The organism is Rhizobium etli CFN 42, assembly GCF_000092045.1.
Lineage (GTDB): Bacteria > Pseudomonadota > Alphaproteobacteria > Rhizobiales > Rhizobiaceae > Rhizobium > Rhizobium etli.
The window spans coordinates 740693-760072 of the sequence record NC_007761.1; the positions used below are offsets into that span (position 1 = coordinate 740693).

The following is a 19380-nucleotide window of genomic DNA, read 5'->3' on the forward strand; positions in this document are numbered from 1 at the left end:
GTCGATGCAGGCCCGGACGGAAACGTCCGGGCCTTTCAATTACCCGGCCTGGGGGGAGGCCGGCTGAAAACTTATATTCTCGGGGAATTTTATGAAATCTTTGGGCAATATCCGCCGCGCCTTCGCACCCTGGACCGATCCATCTGCAAAACCTTTCATAGCCTTCAAGAATATCACCAAGCGCTTCGGCAATTTTACCGCCGTCGATGATCTGTCGCTGAACATTTATCACCGCGAGTTCTTCGCGCTGCTCGGAGCCTCCGGTTGTGGAAAATCGACGCTTCTGCGCATGCTCGCCGGCTTCGAGCAGCCGACCTCGGGCGAAATCATCCTCGATGGCACCGACCTCGCCGGCACGCCGCCCTACAAGCGGCCGGTCAATATGATGTTCCAGTCTTACGCGCTTTTTCCGCATATGACCGTCGAGAAGAATATCGCCTTCGGCCTCGAGCAGGACGGCATGGCGAAGGACGAGATGGCCGAACGCGTGACGCAGATGCTGAAGCTCGTAAAGCTAGAGCAGTTTGCCTCACGCAAACCGAACCAGCTCTCCGGCGGTCAGCGCCAGCGCGTTGCGCTCGCCCGCTCGCTCGCCAAACGCCCGAAAGTGCTGCTGCTCGATGAACCGCTCGGCGCGCTCGACAAGAAGCTGCGCGAGGAAACCCAGTTCGAACTGATGGACTTGCAACAGACGCTCGGCCTCACCTTCGTTGTGGTCACCCACGATCAGGAAGAGGCGATGACCATGGCCGACCGCATCGCGGTCATGAGCCACGGCAAGGTCGTGCAGGTGGCAACGCCGGCCGAAATTTATGAGGCGCCGAATTGCCGCTTCGTCGCCGATTTCATCGGTGACGTGAACATCTTCGACGGCAAGGTGACGACGTCGGGAAATGGCGCCGTCGAGATTGCTGTCGACAGCGGTTTCACCATCCGCATTGCCGCCCCCGACACTCCGGCAATCGGCAGCACGGCCGGTTTTGCCATTCGTCCGGAAAAGATCCGTGTCAGCCGCGCGGCACCGGCGAACACCCCCGTCAATGCGGCCAAGGGGGAGATCTGGGATATCGGCTATCTCGGCGACATGACGGTCTTCCACATAAAGCTGGCGAGCGGCCAGTTCGTCAGAACCTCTTCCCTCAATGCGCAGCGTTCCGTCGAAGACCCCTTCACCTATGATCAGGATGTCTGGGTTTCTTTCGATCAGGATGCGGGTGTGCTGCTGAAGGATTGAAATCATGGGCACGCTGGCATCACGCTTCTATAACCGCCTCGTCATTGTCATTCCCTATGCTTGGCTGCTGCTCTTCTTTCTGGCTCCGTTCTTCATCGTTTTCCGCATCTCGCTGTCGACGACGGCGATCGCCATACCGCCCTATGAGCCTGTTTTCTCTTTTGCCGACGGCTGGAGCGGTTTCTGGAGCAAGATCGCGACCTTCTCCTTCGACAATTACGGCTATCTCACCGACGATCCACTCTACTTCAACGCCTACCTGTCGAGCGTCATCATCGCGGCGGTCTCGACTTTGCTGATGTTGCTGATCGCTTATCCGATCGCCTATGGCATGGCGCAGGCGCCGCGCACGATCCGGCCGACGCTGCTGATGCTCGTCATCCTGCCGTTCTGGACGAGCTTCCTGATCCGCGTCTATGCCTGGATTGCCATCCTGAAGCCCGAGGGACTGCTGAACCAGCTCCTCCTGTCGCTGCATATCATCGACACCCCACTGATCATTCTCAACACCCCGACGGCGGTCTATATCGGCATCGTCTATTCCTATCTGCCCTTCATGGTGCTGCCGCTCTATTCGGCGCTCGAAAAGATGGACGGCACGCTGATCGAGGCAGCGCAGGATCTCGGCTGCACGCCGGTCCAGGCCTTCTGGCGCGTCACCTTCCCGCTATCGATCCCCGGCGTGGTTGCCGGCTGCATGCTGGTCTTCATCCCTGCCGTTGGCGAGTTCGTCATTCCCGATCTTCTCGGCGGTTCGCAGACGCTGATGATCGGCAAGACGCTCTGGAACGAATTCAACGCGAACAGAGACTGGCCGGTCTCCTCGGCGGTCGCAACCATCCTGCTGATGATCCTGGTGATCCCGATCGTCTTCTTCCAGAATGTGCAGGCCAAGGCCGAAGAGCGGGAGAAGTAAGCCATGCTGAGATGGACCCGTTTCAACATCATCTCCGTCGTGCTCGGCTTTGCCTTCCTCTATCTGCCGATCGTGCTGCTGGTGGTTTTTTCCTTCAACGAATCGAAACTCGTCACCGTCTGGGGCGGCTTCTCCGCCAAATGGTATGTCTCGCTGCTCTCGAACCAGGCCCTGCTCGATGCCGCCTGGGTGACGATCCGTGTCGGTCTGCTGTCGGCCACCTTCGCGACCATCCTCGGCACGATGGCGGCGCTGACGCTGGTGCGCTATACCCGCTTCCGCGGCCGCATGCTCTTTTCAGGCATGGTCTATGCGCCGCTCGTCATGCCGGAAGTCATCACCGGTCTGTCGCTGCTGCTGCTCTTCGTGGCGATCGGCTTCGACCGCGGCTTTTGGACGATTACGCTGGCGCATACGACGCTGACCATGTGCTTCGTCGCCGTCGTCGTGCAATCACGGCTCTTAAGCTTCGATCAGTCGATCGAGGAAGCCGCGCAGGATCTGGGCGCGCCGCCGGTGCGCACCTTCTTCGAGATCACGCTGCCGATCATCTCGCCGGCGGTGTTTTCGGGCTGGATCCTGGCTTTCACGCTTTCGCTCGACGACCTCGTGATTGCAAGTTTCACCTCCGGCCCCGGCGCAACCACGCTGCCGATGAAGATCTATAGCCAGGTGCGCCTTGGCGTGACGCCCGAGATCAATGCGATCTGCACGATCCTCATCGCCATTGTCGCAGTCGGCGTTATCTGCGCATCGATCGTCACCAAGCGGCGCGAAGTGCAGCGCGAGCGCGACGAGCGGGCGGCCGCCGCCGGCGCCTGAGCCCTGTCCTATTGGACGCAGGGTTTATTGCGCGTGGGGCGTGCCGCCAAAAAGCGGAACCGGCGAGATCACCGGGTTCGGCCATGAGCCGCCGACGAAGAACGGCAGAAGCGGCAGCTCTGCCGTCTTGGCCGGATCGGTTGCCTCCAGCGAACCGGAAAGCGCCAGCCCGTTCGACTGATAGGTAACCACGCCGGAAAGCGCCAGCGTCTGCGTAGGCCCGATGACATGGGCGTCATGGATTTCGGCGGAGCCGTTGGCGAAATCGGCTTGAAGGTCCAATTGGTTGAAGGCGAAGGCACCGCCTGCTGCGGCACTCAGCGGAAAGAACGGCTTTTCGACAGCCTGTGTCCTGAGCGCGCCGGCGTCAATGCCGGGGATCGTGCCTTCCCTCGTCCAGAAATGCAGCTTACCGGTGACGTCGGCAAGACCGGTCGCCCAGATCGCTTTCGGCGACTGCAGGTCGAGATCGAGCGATCCCGTCGCAAGCGGTAGCGGTCCTTTGAGCTGCAGACGCTCGGCAAGGCCGGCGAAGTCGGCATCGCGGATCGATAGCTGCAGCTTGCCGCCGCCGTCGAAGTCGCGCCGCGTCGCCTCCAGATGTGCCGTCATTTCGCCGCCTTCGAAGCCGCTGTCGCCGATATCGAACTTCGCCTCGCCGCCGGTGACGATCATGCTGGCGCCGACATCGGAGAGTTGGAAGCGGCCCATCTCAGCCCGCCGCGCCGAAAGCCTGACGTCGACGTCGAGCAACTGCAGCGGCTCGCTGATGCCGGTGGAGATTCCCTCCGCCTCGCCGGCCGCCAATCTCAGCGCAAAGGCGTCGAGGAACGGCTTCAGGTTCATCTGGTCGAAGGCGAGCGTGCCGCCGATCTTCGGCCGTCTGCCGGTCGTGGTCGAAAGGTCCATCACGCCGGTGGCGCTCGCCTCGTTCAGCGACAGGCTGAGATCGTTGAAACGCAGCCCGCTGCCCGACGACATGATGTCGGATTCCAGCGAGGCGCTCTTCAGCGTGCCGACACCGGGGAGCGATCTGCCCGACCATGTCAGAAATGCCGGCACATCGGGAATGCTGACGGCGATGTTGCCGGAAAGCGCCGAAAGGCTGGCGATGCTGGCGATCCCCTGAAAACGGGCCGTCAGCAGGTTTGACGTCAGCGATGTCCGCGTCTCGGCGCTCTTGCCGGCAAAGGCGAGCAGCGGCTGGCGCGAGGCGAAATCCACCTTCAGGTCAACGCCGTTGATACGGGCGATCACGACAGCCGAGATCGCGCCCGAGAGCCGTGGCCAGCCGATGTCGGCCGTGACGCTGTCGAAATTGTAAGTCTTGGCGCTCCTGACGTCGGTCACGGCAAGCGTGCCGTCCTCGACGGTCACCGCACCGATCTCGGCATCGAGAGCGGGATCGAGCACCTCCGCCCCGTTTTCGTAGCGCACGCCGCTGATCGCATGGGCAAGCAGGCCGGTGTAACTCCAGTCGATCAGGCCATTCTCGTCACGCGTCAGCGCCAGGTTCGGCCGCAGCAGATGGAATTCGTGGAAACTCGTCCGGCCTCTCAGCGCATCGATGAGGCTGAAATCCGCCGACAAGCTTTCAATGCTGCCGAGCAGCTTGTCGCCGCTTTCGCGCGGCTGGCGGATGGTGACCTGGTTCAGCGTGATGCGCGGCGTCGGCCAGAATTCGAGAACCGGATTACCCTTGATCTCGGCATGATAGCCCGTCCATTTCGACAGCGCGTCCTCGATGCCGGAGCGCACGAAACCCGTCGTGATGAGATAGGGCGCTGCGACCCTGAGGGCCACGAACAGTGCAAGCGCAACCAGCAGAAACAGCGTCGAGATGCGGGCGAAGGCCGGAAGCCAGCGCGAAACAGGCCCGATCTTCCTGCGCCACCTGCGATGTCTAGACGTGCTCATGATCTCTGCCGGTTACCGGTTATGCGCTGATTTCGCCCGATATATGAAATATCGGGCCTATGCAAATCCAATGCATGTCGCCCCGGAAGCGCGCAGCGGTTCCAGGACACCTACATCATAAAACGAAGAGCCGAACAGCGTCGCATGAATCCAGTTTATGCGACGCGTTTAGGCTTGGGATCGGGCGGTCGCGCACTTTATAATGCAATGCAGCATGATATAAGGACGGGATTGGGGAGGAAGAATGAATGCAGGATATCAAGCCACTTTGGGTGCCCTCGGCCGAGACCGTTGCAACAAGCCCGATCCATGCCTTCATCGAGCGCTGCAATACCGAATTCGGCCTCTCGCTTGCAGGCTTTGAGGATCTGCACGCATGGTCGGTGGCCGAGCGGGAGAAGTTCTGGTCGAGCGTCTGGAATTTCTGCGGCGTAAAGGGAGAACGCGGCGCAGAGGTGCTCGTCGACGGCGACAGCATGCTGGGAGCCCGTTTCTTTCCCGACGCGACGCTGAACTTCGCCGAAAACCTGCTGCCCGGCCGCGGCGAGGCCGACGCCATCATCTTCCGCGGCGAGGACAAGGCCGAAGACCGCTGGTCGTGGGATCGGCTGCGCGCGCTGGTCTCCAAGCTGCAGCAGGCCTTCGCGGCAATCGGCATCGGCAAGGGCGACCGCATCGCCGCCATGATGCCGAACATGCCGGAGACCGTGGCCGCCATGCTTGCCGCCGCCTCGATCGGCGCCATCTGGTCATCCTGCTCTCCCGATTTCGGCGAACAGGGTGTGCTCGACCGCTTCGGCCAGATCGGCCCGAGGCTCTTCATCGCCTGCGATGCCTATTGGTATTCCGGCAAGCTGCAGGATGTCGGTCCCAAGGTTGCCGCTGTGGCGAAAACCCTCGGTGTCCCCACGATCGTCGTCCACTACGCCGGCGATGCCGAGGCGGTGGCGAAAAAGACGCCCGGGGCTTCGACGCTCGAAGCCTTCATTGCGCCCTACGAGGCGAAAGAGATCGCGTTCACGAGGCTTGCGTTCGGCCATCCGCTCTACATCCTCTTTTCATCAGGCACGACCGGTGTGCCGAAATGCATTGTGCATTCGGCCGGCGGCACATTGCTGCAGCATCTCAAGGAGCACCGGCTGCATTGCGGTCTTCAGGCGGGCGAGAAGCTCTTCTACTTCACTACCTGCGGCTGGATGATGTGGAACTGGCTGGTCAGCGGGCTGGCCAGCGGCGCGACGCTCTGCCTGTTCGACGGCTCGCCCTTTGCACCTGACGGCAATGTGTTGTTCGACTATGCCGAGGCGGAAAAATTCGCGATTTTCGGCACCTCGGCAAAATATATCGATGCGGTGCGCAAGAGCGGGCTGACACCGCGCAAAAGTCACGATCTCTCCGGTCTCCGGCTGATGACCTCCACCGGCTCGCCGCTCTCGCCCGAGGGTTTCACCTTCGTTTATGAAGGCATCAAGGAGGACGTGCAACTCGCCTCGATCTCCGGCGGCACCGATATCGTTTCCTGTTTCGTGCTCGGCAATCCGCTGCAGCCGGTCTGGCGCGGCGAGATCCAGGGTCCTGGTCTCGGTCTTGCGGTCGACGTCTGGGATGATAATGGCAAGCCGGTGCGCCGCGAGAAGGGCGAACTCGTCTGCACCAAGGCCTTCCCCTCCATGCCTGTCATGTTCTGGAACGATCCCGATGGCGCAAAATATCGCGCCGCCTATTTCGACCGGTTCGACAATGTCTGGTGCCACGGCGATTTTGCCGAATGGACGGAGCATGGCGGCCTCGTCATCCATGGCCGCTCGGATGCGACGCTCAACCCCGGCGGTGTGCGCATCGGCACGGCCGAGATCTACAACCAGGTGGAACAGATGGAGGAGGTGGCCGAGGCACTGTGTGTCGGCCAGGAATGGGATGACGACGTGCGTGTTATCCTCTTCGTCCGCCTTGCCCCTGGCGTGGCGCTGACCGAGGATCTCATCAAGGCGATCAAGACGCGCATTCGCACCGGCGCCTCGCCGCGGCACGTGCCGGCAAAGATCATCGCAGTTGCCGATATTCCCCGCACCAAATCCGGCAAGATCGTCGAGCTTGCAGTGCGCGAGGTCGTTCACGGCAGGCCGGTCAAAAACCTGGAGGCGCTCGCCAACCCCGAAGCGCTGCGCCTCTTCGCCAATTTGAGCGAACTGAGGGACTGATAAGGAATCGTAAACTACGAGCTTTCACCATTCAGCAATCCCTCGTGAAGGAAACTTTTCGTTAAGAAACCTTTGTCAAAGGTGAAACAACTTGGGGGCCGCACATGAACGAGGCGGCCTGAAGCCTCCGGGCTTACGAAACATGACGTTGATCGACTGAGCTCTTGTTGAACAGCACCCATTTGAAGGCAGCCTCCGGGCTGCCTCTTTTTTGCTTGCCCGCGCAGCGTTCAGGCGGTTCCGCCCCGTCGATAGAGATCAGCCAGCCAGCACGCGTTGCGACGGGAAGGTGATCTCGACGAGCGTGCCTTCGTTCGGCGCCGAGTTGATCGAGAATATCGCCCGGTTGGCATCCACCATGGCCTTGGTCAGCGGCAGGCCGAGCCCGGTGCCGTCGCCGCGATGGCGTGACTGGGTCGAGGAGACCTGGCGGAACGGCTTCATCGCATGGTCGAGTTCGGCGCGCGTCATGCCGATGCCGGTATCGCGAACCCTCAACACCACGCTGCCATTCGCCTCGTAGGAGGTGGAAACGACGATCTGTCCGCCAGACGGGGTAAAGCGGATGGCGTTCGACAGGATGTTGAGCGCGATCTGCTTGATCGAGCGCAGATCCGCCACGACCTCGGGCACCGAATGCGACAGCGCCGTGCGGATGATGACGCGCTGACCGTTTGCCTGCGGCTGAACGAGGGCGACGGCCTCCGAGACCGCCTCGTTGAGGCCGACGGCGGCGAAGTCAAGATCCATCTCGCCCGCCTCGATCTTCGAAATGTCGAGGAGATCGTTGACGATATCGAGGACGTGCCGGCCGGAGCGGCCGATATCGTTGGCATATTCGATATAACGGGGATGGCCGATCGGACCGAAGCGTTCGCCGGCCATCATGTCGGAAAAGCCGATGATGGCGTTGAGCGGCGTGCGGATTTCGTGGCTGACGCGCGCGAGGAAATCGGTCTTGTGGGCGTTGGCGGTTTCGGCCGCGCCCTTGGCGTTGCGCAACTCGTCCTCGGTGCGTTTCCACTGGGTGATATCGCGGATGACGGCACAATAGCCGTTCGAGGAGGTGAGCCGGCCCATCGTCATGAACAGCGGCACGAAGCCGCCGCCGGCCTCGCGGCCGATCACTTCGCGTCCGTCGTTCAGCACGCTTGCCACGCCGTGGCCGGCAAGGCCGTTCAGATAGTCGAGGACGGCTTTCTGGCTCTCATGGGCAAACAGCATGACGAAGGGCTTGCCGCGAGTCTCCTGCTCGTCGTAATTGAACAGCGCGCTCGCCGACCGGTTCATCGAACGGATATCGCCCTCGGTGCCGATGACGACGACGCCGTCGGTCGCCGTTTCCAGGATCGAGCGCAATTCCTCCACTTCGACCTGAAGCTTGGCGACCTTCTCGACCATCCGCTCCGGACGCGCTTCGGACCGGTTGCTGTCGCCGCGGCCATCCTCCTTGCCTTCCACCGGCATCAGCGCCAGCATCAGAGCATTGGCATCTTCCCACCGCACCGATTGCAGCCGCGCAGTCACCGGTGTCAGCGTGTCGTCGGCCTTGACGAGCATCATGGTGCCGGAGCCGGCTGCCTTTTCCTCAAGTTCGCGGCGCTGCAGCAGGGCTTCGATACCGCCGACCTCACGCAACGCGTCGAGCGAGTGGTAACCCGTCAGCCGCATGAATTCGGGATTGGCATGGATCAGCGCATCGCCGACATGGATAAGCACCGCGACGGGCAATTGGTCGACCGTCCCGGCCGAAAGCCCGTCAATCATCTTCACGCGCGGCGGGATGAAACTTGTGAGAACCTCGATCTGGCTGACCGTCTCCTCGAGCCCTTCCGTCGCCTCGTCCTCGGCGATGGCGCCGGTTTCTTCAGCGGCGTCTTCGCGCAGCGGGTCGACCGCGTTCTCGAAGATTGCCTCCTGCGGCGCCGTCTCCTCGACCGAAGCTGCGTCGGCCGTATCGGCGGCGGGCGTTTCGCCGGTGATGGCTTCGGGCGCCGCTCTTTCTTCGAAGGGCGCCGCTTCCGTGGCGGTAGTGCCCGTCGGCGGGGCGTCGGGCTCTTCCCGGCGGGCGCCGAAGGCTTCCAGGCGCCTGGCGATTTCGCGGAAGTTCGCCTGTTCGGCGGCCGTCAATGCGGCGCCCGTGCTGTGAAGCTGCACGACCTTGTCGGTGGATCGGCGACTGGGCGTGTCCACGATGCGAAGCGCCGGGGGCTCGTCTGCGGCATCGGCCGCCGGCGCTTCACCGGCGCTCTCCTGCATCTCTTCGGCGGCGCTCTCCCGCGCGGGCGGCTCGAAGCCGGCCTCTTCTCCGGTCGCTTCGAAAGGCGTCTCTTCGATCTGCGGGTGGTCCTCGATCGCATCCGCCGCGATCGTTTCCGCTGGGGCCGCTTCGGGCGCGGCTTCAATTTCGTGTGCCGGTTCGCTGACAGCGTCGGCCGCCGGGCCGAGACCTGCCGCATCATGGCCGATGCCGTTCGGGCGGAGCGTCAGGCCGAGCGCCAGCGGATCCTCCTGCGCATCGGAAAGCCTGACGACGCCGAAGCCGCGGAAGCCGTCGAAGTCGCGGTTGCGGGTATAGGTTGGCAGTGCGGCGAGATCGACCGGAACGACGAGGCTGGTGCCTTCGACTGGCCAGAGGATCGTCTTGCCCGACCACGTGTCGCGGCGCGCGAGGGCCTCGGAAATCTTGCCGTCGGGGTCGAGATTGAAGAGAGCGGCGATATCGCTGAAGGCGGAGCCGATGATGGCGGATGCATGCGGACCGACGGCCTCAGCAAATTCGTGGCTGACCTCGTTGAACCGGCCTTCTGCATCGATCTTCCAGACGAAGCGGGTGGCGCGGCTGTTCGGCCTGAAGACGAAACCGGGCTCGGGCGCAAGCGACGGGGCAGTGGGCGCGTCGGAAGCTGCAGTTGCTGCGACAGCCGGCTCTTCGCGCACGGCGTCCGGCGCCTCATCGAACGGCATTTGGCCGGTCTCGGCGGGTGTCTCCGCCATCCCGGTCGCTTCCGCCGTCTCGTCGGCGGAATGGCTCGCGGCCTCATCGGAGGGCACCGCGGGCTCGTCGGCCTCATCCATGCGGCGCTCGGCCGCGCCGTCGTCGTTCTCCGGGGCTTCGTCTGCGGCCGTATGCTCGTCGGCAACCGCCGCCTCTGCGGATGTGAGAGCCGCCTCTGCCGGATGTTCCCGGTCGTCGGCGATCTCCTCCAGCGTTTCCTCGACCTCTTCGATCCCCGAGACCGCATCGACGATCTCGCCGAAGCCGGTCGCCGCAGCCGCCTCTTCCGCAGGAAGTTCGGACCGCGACATGCCTTCTTCCCTCGCGGGAGCGTCAGCCACCTGCGGCGCATCGACTTCGTCGAGCACGGGCGCATCGATCGGATCGAGATGACCGATCGCGGTTTCCACGGCAAAGAGCAGATTGAGCGCCGGCTCGTCGTTGAGCCTGCCGACCGCGGCCGGAAGATAGCCCCTGCCGGTAGCGACCGGGCGCTTTACCAGGCGGTCGGGATGCGCGCCGGCAAGATTGATCAAGGCCTTTGCGGTCTCGCCGGAGATGGCGAGCGAGGCAAAGCCCGGCGAGGCCGCGATGACCTCGCCATTGCCGCCGATGACAGCCATATGCGTATCGGGATCATCAAGGCCCTGCAGCATCTGGGCCGCCGCAGCGCCCGCCGTCAGCGGCCTTGCCGACACCGGCACGGAAAACAGAATGGCGTTCTCGCCCGATGAAAGCCGGATCAGTTCGGCCGCCGCCTGCACCTGCACGCGCTGAAAGCCCTTGGCGACGCGGATCATAAAGCTTCTGTTGTCTCCGACATCGGCGAGCTGACGCGCCGCCGTTTCCAGCTGCCGAAAGGTGATATCGGTGCGATCGACGCCCTGATCGAGCAGGTCGTAGACCGCTGATTGGCTGAAAAGCTCCGCACCTGCGCCGTTTGCCCAGAGCAGGCGGGCAAGATCGGCTGAAAACAGCACCATGGCTTCGCCGCGCGAAAAGCGTTCCCGCACCCGCGCATGCACGGCGATATCGATGAACGGATATTGGACTGCGGGCATGATCGAACCTTGTCGCTGTCGGCCTTCTAAATTAACGGCTTATTAATAACTGCAGGTCGCATGCCGGTCCAGAACAGCGGGGTGCTTTCAGCCGAAAGGGTTAACGACTTGTGCGCCGCACAATTTATGTTGCAATGCACAATGGAATGCTCTATATAGACGTCATTCGATGATCCCAGGCAGCAACTGCCTTAGCCCAAAGGAATGCGACCCATGGCTACCATAAAGACCGATGACGTTTTTTCAATCGCTTCTTTCGACCCGTCCAAGCTGGCTGAATCCTTCCGCGAATTCGCTGAAAAGGGCGCCCAGCAGTCGAAAGACGCCTATGCCAAGCTGAAGACCGCTGGCGAAGAAGCCGGCAAGACGCTCGAGGCCACCGTCCAGACGGCGCAGGCCGGCACCGTCGAGATCGGCCTGAAGGCGATCGACGTCCTTCGCGTCAACGCCGAAACCTCGCTCTCGCACATGGAAGCACTGCTCGGCGTCAAGTCCGTCGCCGAATTCATCGAGCTGCAGACCTCGTTCCTGCGCAAGCAGGCCGAGCTTGCCGTCGATCAGGCGAAGTCGATGCAGGAAACCACCAAGCAGGTTGCCGAAAAGCTCGCAAAGCCCTCCAAGGAAGCCGCCGAAAAGGCCATGGCGTCCTTCAAGGTCGCCTGATCGGTCGATGCCGATCGGAAACAAAAGGCTGGACCTCGCGTCCAGCCTTTTTGTATATTGGTGAGGAATGGGACTTGAATTCATCCTCAAGTCCTCGTATGTGACCCCCATCGCGCCCGGCGCGGTTTATGCGGTTGTAGCTCAGTTGGTTAGAGCGCAGGTTTGTGGCACCTGAGGTCGGAGGTTCGAGACCCCCCAACCGTACCATCTCCCCACGTCAAGTCGCTTTCGAGCAAGTCGTTTTGGCCAGCATTATTTCGAACGAAATTGTGGCTGCAGATGCTGAGGTATTCTGCAAATCGCAAGCTTTGGAGCTGAATGCGCGGCGCCCTCAAGAGTCAACACCCCGACCGCGAGCTGCCGCTTATTTGCCACATCAAATCGAACATTTGGAACGGCACAACCGCTCATATGGTGCGATAGTGCCATATGGGCTACATGTGCAGCACACAGCAGCACCAAGGTCCGCAATTGCGACGATCCGCCACTCGATCCGAAAGAATCCCTCCACGCCAGCATGTTGCGGAAGATGCGACCAGCGAACCTTACCTCGCCGCAAGAGAGGCGGGGAGAGCGTTCGCAGCCTCGAAACATGCGGAGCCGATATCGCCGAACCCGAGACTTACTAAATTTCAGCACATGAATGTAACGTCAATTTAAGTGCCGTCATGCCAGCAATTGCGGAAGTTCGGACGGTTAGAGCGCAGGATCCTGGAATATGTCCTTGAAAGAGGTTGCGGAGGAAGCGTTTCATTAGCGCTAGTTGCTAAGATCAAAACATTCCTGAAAATAAATGAAGCTTTTAGTTGAAGTTTCCCTCTTTATGGAGCAGAGGGAAACTGGCATTAGGCGCGGCCGAATGGAATAGGCAAACGGGGATTTTATGACGGACCTTATTACTCCGACGAAGACCGTAGACGTGACTAGGGATCAGAAGGTAGACGGGCTCTTCAGCGGCACTGCCTGGGACGGAACGATAACCTATGCGTTTCCCACGACCTCGTCATCGTATGCCGATGGCGCCGAATTATACTACGAAAAATACTATTCATTCTCTCCTATTTCGTCGCAGCAGCAGTCTCTCGCCTTGTACTTTATGGAGCAATCCTACGGGAGTGCGGCAAATGACGGCTTCTCCGTCGAGGGGTTCACGAACGCTAACTTTGAGGCCGGAAGCGCGAATACCGCAACGGTGCGGTTCGCTCAAACGTCGGATCCCTTGCTGGATACGGCAGGGGCCTATTTCCCAGCCACAGACGGGCGGGGTGGCGATATCTGGTTCGGGACGGGATATGCTGGCACCGAAGCTGATTATCGCTTCCCGAGGTTCGGCAACTATGCGGGCCAAACCTTGGCGCACGAGCTGGGTCACGCGCTCGGACTAAAACATGCTCACGAAGGGGGAACGGTCGTTCCAAGCGCCTACGACTCGCTCGAATACACGATCATGACCTACCACACATTTATCGGAGACGATGAGAGTGGGGCCAAGTATGAGCAAAATGGCGCGCCACAAACCTTCATGATGCTCGACATCGCCGCCCTGCAGGAAATGTATGGTGCGGATTACACCACCAACAGTGGCGATACCGTCTATAGGTGGAATCCGAACCAGGGCATCACCTATGTCAATGGGGTGGCAGCCATCACGCCCGCTGCCAACAGGGTTTTCGCAACAATCTGGGACGGCGGTGGCACCGACACCTATGATCTGAGCGCTTATACCACCGCCCTCAAGATCGACTTGCATGCAGGGGGGTATTCGGTCTTTCCCAGGGTCAGTTGGCCTATCTGGGCGGCGGTCCGGATGATGGCTATGCCCGCGGCAACATTTTCAACGCCCTTCTTTATCACGACAATGTCGCGTCGTTGATTGAGAACGTTTGGGCCGGCTCCGCCAACGATACCATTGTCGGCAACGAGGCGGACAATACACTCTGGGGCAATGCCGGAAACGATACCCTTACTGGCGACTCCGGCAATGACACGCTCGACGGCGGTTCCGGAAACGACAAGATGTCGGGCGGGGCAGGTGACGACGTCTACATCGCCGACAACGGCAATGATGCTGTCATTGAGAATGCCAATGAGGGGACGGACACGGTCCGGACGACGGTTTGGAGTTATACACTCGGCGCCAACGTCGAAAACCTGACCTATATCGGCACCGGTACGTTCGCCGGTGGTGGCAATGCGGCGGACAATGTGATCACCGGCGGGACGGGGTCTGATCGGCTGGATGGGAAGGCCGGTGCCGACACGCTGATCGGTGGTGCGGGCGACGATCAATATACTGTCGATAGTCTCAACGATGTTGTGATCGAGGCCGCCGGCGGCGGCGTTGACACGATCTGGACCGATCTTAACACTTATTCGCTGGCGGGGATCGCCAATATCGAGAACCTATCCTTCTCAGGCGGCGGCAATTCTACCGGCACCGGCAACAGCCTCGACAATATAATCAAGGGTGGGACAGGCAACGACACGCTCTCTGGTGGGGTAGGCAACGATACTCTGATCGGTGGCTTGGGAACTGACACGCTCATCGGTGGGACTGGCAACGATACTTATGTCGTTGGGGATAACGGCGACACTATCATCGAAAACGTCGACGAGGGGATCGATACGGTTCAGACGACAATGTGGGCCTACACATTGTCAGCCAATGTCGAGAACCTCATCTACAGCTGGATTGGGGCGTTTGCGGGCACGGGCAACAATCTCGACAACACGATCACGGGTGGCGCTGCCAGCGATACGCTCTCCGGCGGCGCCGGCAATGACACGCTGGATGGCGGAGCAGGCGCGGACAGCTTGTTCGGTGGCGCCGGTAACGACACTTACATCGTCGACAATGCCGGCGACCTCGTCACCGAAGCCGCCGACGCAGGGATCGACACGGTTCGGACCACCCTGTCAAGCTATGTGCTCGGTAGCAATGTCGAGAACCTCACCTATACCGGCATGGCAGCCGTTGTCGGGACCGGCAATAACCTCGCCAACACGATCAAGGGCGCAGCAGGTGCGGACATCTTGGACGGAAAGGCCGGAGCAGACATACTGATCGGCGGTGTGGGCGACGACACCTATATTGTCGATGACGTTGCCGACGTCGTCACTGAAAGGCCGAATGAAGGAGCCGATCTGACCAAGACGACGCTTTCTTCCTATGGTTTGACCAACAATGTTGAAAATCTAACCTTTATCGGCTCCGGCGATTTTGCTGGTACCGGAAACAGACTTGCCAACACGATCACCGGCGGTGCCGGCAACGACACGCTTGACGGCGGCGCCGGCAACGACACGCTGAACGGTGGCGCCGGTAACGACATCTATATTGTCGACAGTGCGAGCGACGTGATCAACGAGGCGGTCGGCGCCGGCACCGACGAAATCCGCACGGCGCTTGCAGCCTACTCGATCGCCGCACTGGTCAATGTCGAGAACCTGACCTACACGGGATCCGCCAACTTCACCGGCACCGGCAATGCGCTTGCCAACACGATCACCGGCGGCGCCGGCAACGATATGCTGAATGGCGGGGCCGGTGCCGACAGCCTGATCGGCGGTTTGGGCGACGACACTTACATCGTCGACCATGCCGGCGACATGGTCACCGAAGCGGCCGACGAGGGAACCGACACGGTTCGCACGACGCTGGCAAGCTATACGCTTGGCAGCGATCTCGAGAACCTCACCTATAGCGGCACGGTAGCCTTTACCGGGACCGGCAACAGCCTCGCCAACACGATCAAGGGCGGGGCAGGTGCCGACACGCTGGACGGCAAGGCCGGCGCAGACATGCTGATCGGCGCAGCCGGCAACGACACCTATATTGTCGATGACGCTGGCGACGTGGTCACCGAAGGGCTGAATGAAGGAACCGATTGGATCAAGACGGCGCTTTCAAGCTATACGCTCGGCAACAATGTCGAGAACCTGCTCTATACGGGATCCGCCAGCTTCGCCGGCACCGGCAATGCGCTCGCCAACACGATCATCGGCGGTGTCGGCAACGACACGCTTGACGGCGGCGCCGGCAACGACACGCTGAACGGTGGCGCCGGCAACGACATCTATATTGTCGACAGTGCGAGCGACGTGATCACCGAGGCGGTCGGCGCCGGCACCGACGAAATCCGCACGGCGCTTGCAGCCTACTCGATCGCCGCATTGGTCAATGTCGAGAACCTGACCTACACGGGATCCGCCAACTTCACCGGCACCGGCAATGCGCTTGCCAACACGATCACCGGCGGTGCCGGCAATGATGTGCTGAATGGTGGAATTGGCGCCGACAGCTTGATCGGTGGGGCGGGTGGCGACGCCTATGTCGTCGACAATGCCGGCGACCTTGTCAGCGAAGCGGCCGATGCAGGGATCGACACGATTTGGACGACATTGGCCGCCTACACTCTGGGGGCCAATGTCGAGAACCTCACCTACTTCGGCACGGCAGCCTTTGCCGGAACAGGCAATGATCTCGCCAACATGATCACCGGTGGCACTGCCAGCGATACGCTGTCCGGCGGTGTCGGCAACGACACGCTGAATGGTGGGGCCGGGGCCGATCGTTTGATCGGTGGGGTTGGCAACGACATCTATATCGTCGACAATGCCGGCGACATCGTCACCGAGGCCGCCGATGAGGGGACCGACACGGTGCAGACGACATTGGCCGCCCACACATTGGCGGCCAATGTCGAGAACCTCACCTATACCGGCACGGCAGCCTTTGTCGGGATAGGCAATAGCCTCGACAACACGATCACCGGTGGCGCTGCCGCCGATACGCTTGCCGGCGGCGACGGCAACGACACGCTGAATGGCGGAGCCGGGGCCGATCGCTTGATCGGCGGGACGGGCGACGACACCTATATCGTCGACAATGCCGGCGACCTCGTCACCGAGGCGGCCGATGCGGGGACCGACACGGTTCGCACGGCGCTTTCAAGCTATACGCTCGGCAACAATGTCGAGAACCTGACCTATACGGGAACCGCCAGCTTCAGCGGCGCCGGCAATGCGCTCGCCAACACGATCACCGGCGGCGCCGGCAACGATGTGCTGAATGGCGGGGCAGGTGCGGACACCTTGATCGGTGGTGCGGGCCACGACACCTATATCGTCGATAATGCCGGCGACATGGTCACAGAAGCCGCCGACGCGGGGACCGACACGGTTCGCACGAACCTGGCGAGCTATACGCTTGCCGGCAATGTCGAGAATCTGAGCTTTGCCGGTACAGGAACTTTCGCTGGTACCGGTAACAATCTCGCCAACACGATCACGGGTGGGGCTGCCACCGATACGCTTTCCGGCGACGCCGGCAATGACACGCTTGATGGCGGGGCCGGTGCCGACAGCCTGATCGGCGGTTTGGGCGACGACACTTACATCGTCGACCATGCCGGCGACATGGTCACCGAAGCGGCCGACGAGGGAACCGACACGGTTCGCACGACGCTGGCAAGCTATACGCTTGGCAGCGATCTCGAGAACCTCACCTATAGCGGCACGGTAGCCTTTACCGGGACCGGCAACAGCCTCGCCAACACGATCAAGGGCGGGGCAGGTGCCGACACGCTGGACGGCAAGGCCGGCGCAGACATGCTGATCGGCGCAGCCGGCAACGACACCTATATTGTCGATGACGCTGGCGACGTGGTCACCGAAGGGCTGAATGAAGGAACCGATTGGATCAAGACGGCGCTTTCAAGCTATACGCTCGGCAACAATGTCGAGAACCTGCTCTATACGGGATCCGCCAGCTTCGCCGGCACCGGCAATGCGCTCGCCAACACGATCATCGGCGGTGTCGGCAACGACACGCTTGACGGCGGCGCCGGCAACGACACGCTGAACGGTGGCGCCGGCAACGACATCTATATTGTCGACAGTGCGAGCGACGTGATCACCGAGGCGGTCGGCGCCGGCACCGACGAAATCCGCACGGCGCTTGCAGCCTACTCGATCGCCGCATTGGTCAATGTCGAGAACCTGACCTACACGGGATCCGCCAACTTCACCGGCACCGGCAATGCGCTTGCCAACACGATCACCGGCGGTGCCGGCAATGATGTGCTGAATGGTGGAATTGGCGCCGACAGCTTGATCGGTGGGGCGGGTGGCGACGCCTATGTCGTCGACAATGCCGGCGACCTTGTCAGCGAAGCGGCCGATGCAGGGATCGACACGATTTGGACGACATTGGCCGCCTACACTCTGGGGGCCAATGTCGAGAACCTCACCTACTTCGGCACGGCAGCCTTTGCCGGAACAGGCAATGATCTCGCCAACATGATCACCGGTGGCACTGCCAGCGATACGCTGTCCGGCGGTGTCGGCAACGACACGCTGAATGGTGGGGCCGGGGCCGATCGTTTGATCGGTGGGGTTGGCAACGACATCTATATCGTCGACAATGCCGGCGACATCGTCACCGAGGCCGCCGATGAGGGGACCGACACGGTGCAGACGACATTGGCCGCCCACACATTGGCGGCCAATGTCGAGAACCTCACCTATACCGGCACGGCAGCCTTTGTCGGGATAGGCAATAGCCTCGACAACACGATCACCGGTGGCGCTGCCGCCGATACGCTTGCCGGCGGCGACGGCAACGACACGCTGAATGGCGGAGCCGGGGCCGATCGCTTGATCGGCGGGACGGGCGACGACACCTATATCGTCGACAATGCCGGCGACCTCGTCACCGAGGCGGCCGATGCGGGGACCGACACGGTTCGCACGGCGCTTTCAAGCTATACGCTCGGCAACAATGTCGAGAACCTGACCTATACGGGAACCGCCAGCTTCAGCGGCGCCGGCAATGCGCTCGCCAACACGATCACCGGCGGCGCCGGCAACGATGTGCTGAATGGCGGGGCAGGTGCGGACACCTTGATCGGTGGTGCGGGCCACGACACCTATATCGTCGATAATGCCGGCGACATGGTCACAGAAGCCGCCGACGCGGGGACCGACACGGTTCGCACGAACCTGGCCGCCTACACATTGGGGACCAATGTCGAAAACCTCACCTTTATCGGAACGGCGGCGTTTGCCGGAACAGGCAATACGCTAAACAACGTTATCGTCGGTGGCAGTGGTTCCAATATGCTGACGGGTGGCGCCGGCAACGATATCCTCATTGGTGGAGCGGCAGCCGACGTCTTCGTTTATTCGGCGAACTGGGGTCATGACACGATCACAAACTTCGTGGCAACCGGCTCCGCACATGACGCGATCTCGATCGATCACGGCATCTTCGCCGATTGGGAAGCGCTTTTTGCAGCAACCGAGCAGTCCGGCAACGATACAATTATCATAGCCGATTCCGACAACACCATAACGTTGAGGAACGTTGCTCTTTCAAGCCTGCAGTCGGGGGACTTCTTGTTTGCTTGATTGTTCTTAGAACCGCGCGGCCCGACTTGCCTGAGCTGAACCCCTCAGTTTGCGCTCGTAAGCACCAGCAGCGCACTGAACAACGCAGTTTCCTGATATGACCATAGCCGGGGTTCTTGATGGCCGTTGCGGAATCGGGCCCCTCTGGCAGACCAACC

General features: G+C 61.4%; 7 protein-coding genes, 1 tRNA gene and 1 pseudogene. 7 read left to right on the top strand and 2 right to left on the bottom strand.

Features of this window, described 5'->3' with window-relative positions; genetic code table 11:
• Positions 1-91 precede the first annotated feature (91 nt).
• Genes RHE_RS03620 through RHE_RS03630 form a run of 3 tightly spaced genes read left to right on the top strand, consistent with a single transcriptional unit; the run spans position 92 to position 2972 of the window.
• Positions 92-1234, top strand: coding sequence for an ABC transporter ATP-binding protein (locus RHE_RS03620; RefSeq protein WP_011424078.1), 1143 nt, complete (start codon positions 92-94; stop codon positions 1232-1234).
• Positions 1235-1238: 4 nt separating this feature from the next.
• Complete coding sequence (locus tag RHE_RS03625; protein ID WP_011424079.1) at positions 1239-2150, top strand: ABC transporter permease subunit; 912 nt, start codon at positions 1239-1241, stop codon at positions 2148-2150.
• A 3-nt stretch (positions 2151-2153) separates the two neighbouring features.
• Positions 2154-2972, top strand: a complete 819-nt coding sequence (locus RHE_RS03630) for an ABC transporter permease (protein ID WP_011424080.1) — start codon at positions 2154-2156, stop codon at positions 2970-2972.
• 24 nt (positions 2973-2996) lie between these two features.
• Here RHE_RS03630 and RHE_RS03635 read toward each other — a convergent pair whose 3' ends face one another.
• A complete protein-coding gene (locus tag RHE_RS03635) occupies positions 2997-4889 on the bottom strand; it encodes an AsmA family protein (RefSeq protein WP_011424081.1) in 1893 nt (630 codons plus the stop codon).
• A 248-nt stretch (positions 4890-5137) separates the two neighbouring features.
• Here RHE_RS03635 and RHE_RS03640 point away from each other — a divergent pair, with 248 nt between their 5' ends.
• A complete protein-coding gene (locus RHE_RS03640; protein WP_011424082.1) occupies positions 5138-7090 on the top strand; it encodes an acetoacetate--CoA ligase in 1953 nt (650 codons plus the stop codon).
• A 258-nt stretch (positions 7091-7348) separates the two neighbouring features.
• Here RHE_RS03640 and RHE_RS03645 read toward each other — a convergent pair whose 3' ends face one another.
• Positions 7349-11149 carry a sensor histidine kinase gene (locus tag RHE_RS03645; protein ID WP_011424083.1) on the bottom strand — a complete coding sequence of 1267 codons (3801 nt, stop codon included), beginning with the start codon at positions 11147-11149 and terminating at the stop codon, positions 7349-7351.
• A gap of 213 nt (positions 11150-11362) precedes the next feature.
• Between RHE_RS03645 and RHE_RS03650 the strand changes: the two genes are divergently transcribed.
• The 3 genes and pseudogenes from RHE_RS03650 to RHE_RS31185 all read left to right on the top strand — a co-directional run bounded on the left by RHE_RS03650 (position 11363) and on the right by RHE_RS31185 (position 19222).
• Positions 11363-11812, top strand: a complete 450-nt coding sequence (locus RHE_RS03650; RefSeq protein WP_011424084.1) for a phasin — start codon at positions 11363-11365, stop codon at positions 11810-11812.
• Positions 11813-11942: 130 nt separating this feature from the next.
• Positions 11943-12019: transfer RNA gene (locus tag RHE_RS03655), tRNA-His, on the top strand.
• Positions 12020-12695: 676 nt separating this feature from the next.
• A pseudogene (locus RHE_RS31185) lies at positions 12696-19222 on the top strand (M10 family metallopeptidase C-terminal domain-containing protein).
• The last annotated feature ends 158 nt before the right edge of the window (positions 19223-19380 follow it).

What these genes read in the sequence shown, in the direction of transcription:
- RHE_RS03620 (WP_011424078.1), top strand. Translation starts at nt 92, where the DNA reads ATGAAATCTTTGGGCAATATCCGCCGCGCCTTCGCACCCTGGACCGAT.
- RHE_RS03625 (WP_011424079.1), top strand. Translation starts at nt 1,239, where the DNA reads ATGGGCACGCTGGCATCACGCTTCTATAACCGCCTCGTCATTGTCATT.
- RHE_RS03630 (WP_011424080.1), top strand. Translation starts at nt 2,154, where the DNA reads ATGCTGAGATGGACCCGTTTCAACATCATCTCCGTCGTGCTCGGCTTT.
- RHE_RS03635 (WP_011424081.1), bottom strand. Translation starts at nt 4,889, where the DNA reads ATGAGCACGTCTAGACATCGCAGGTGGCGCAGGAAGATCGGGCCTGTT.
- RHE_RS03640 (WP_011424082.1), top strand. Translation starts at nt 5,138, where the DNA reads ATGCAGGATATCAAGCCACTTTGGGTGCCCTCGGCCGAGACCGTTGCA.
- RHE_RS03645 (WP_011424083.1), bottom strand. Translation starts at nt 11,149, where the DNA reads ATGCCCGCAGTCCAATATCCGTTCATCGATATCGCCGTGCATGCGCGG.
- RHE_RS03650 (WP_011424084.1), top strand. Translation starts at nt 11,363, where the DNA reads ATGGCTACCATAAAGACCGATGACGTTTTTTCAATCGCTTCTTTCGAC.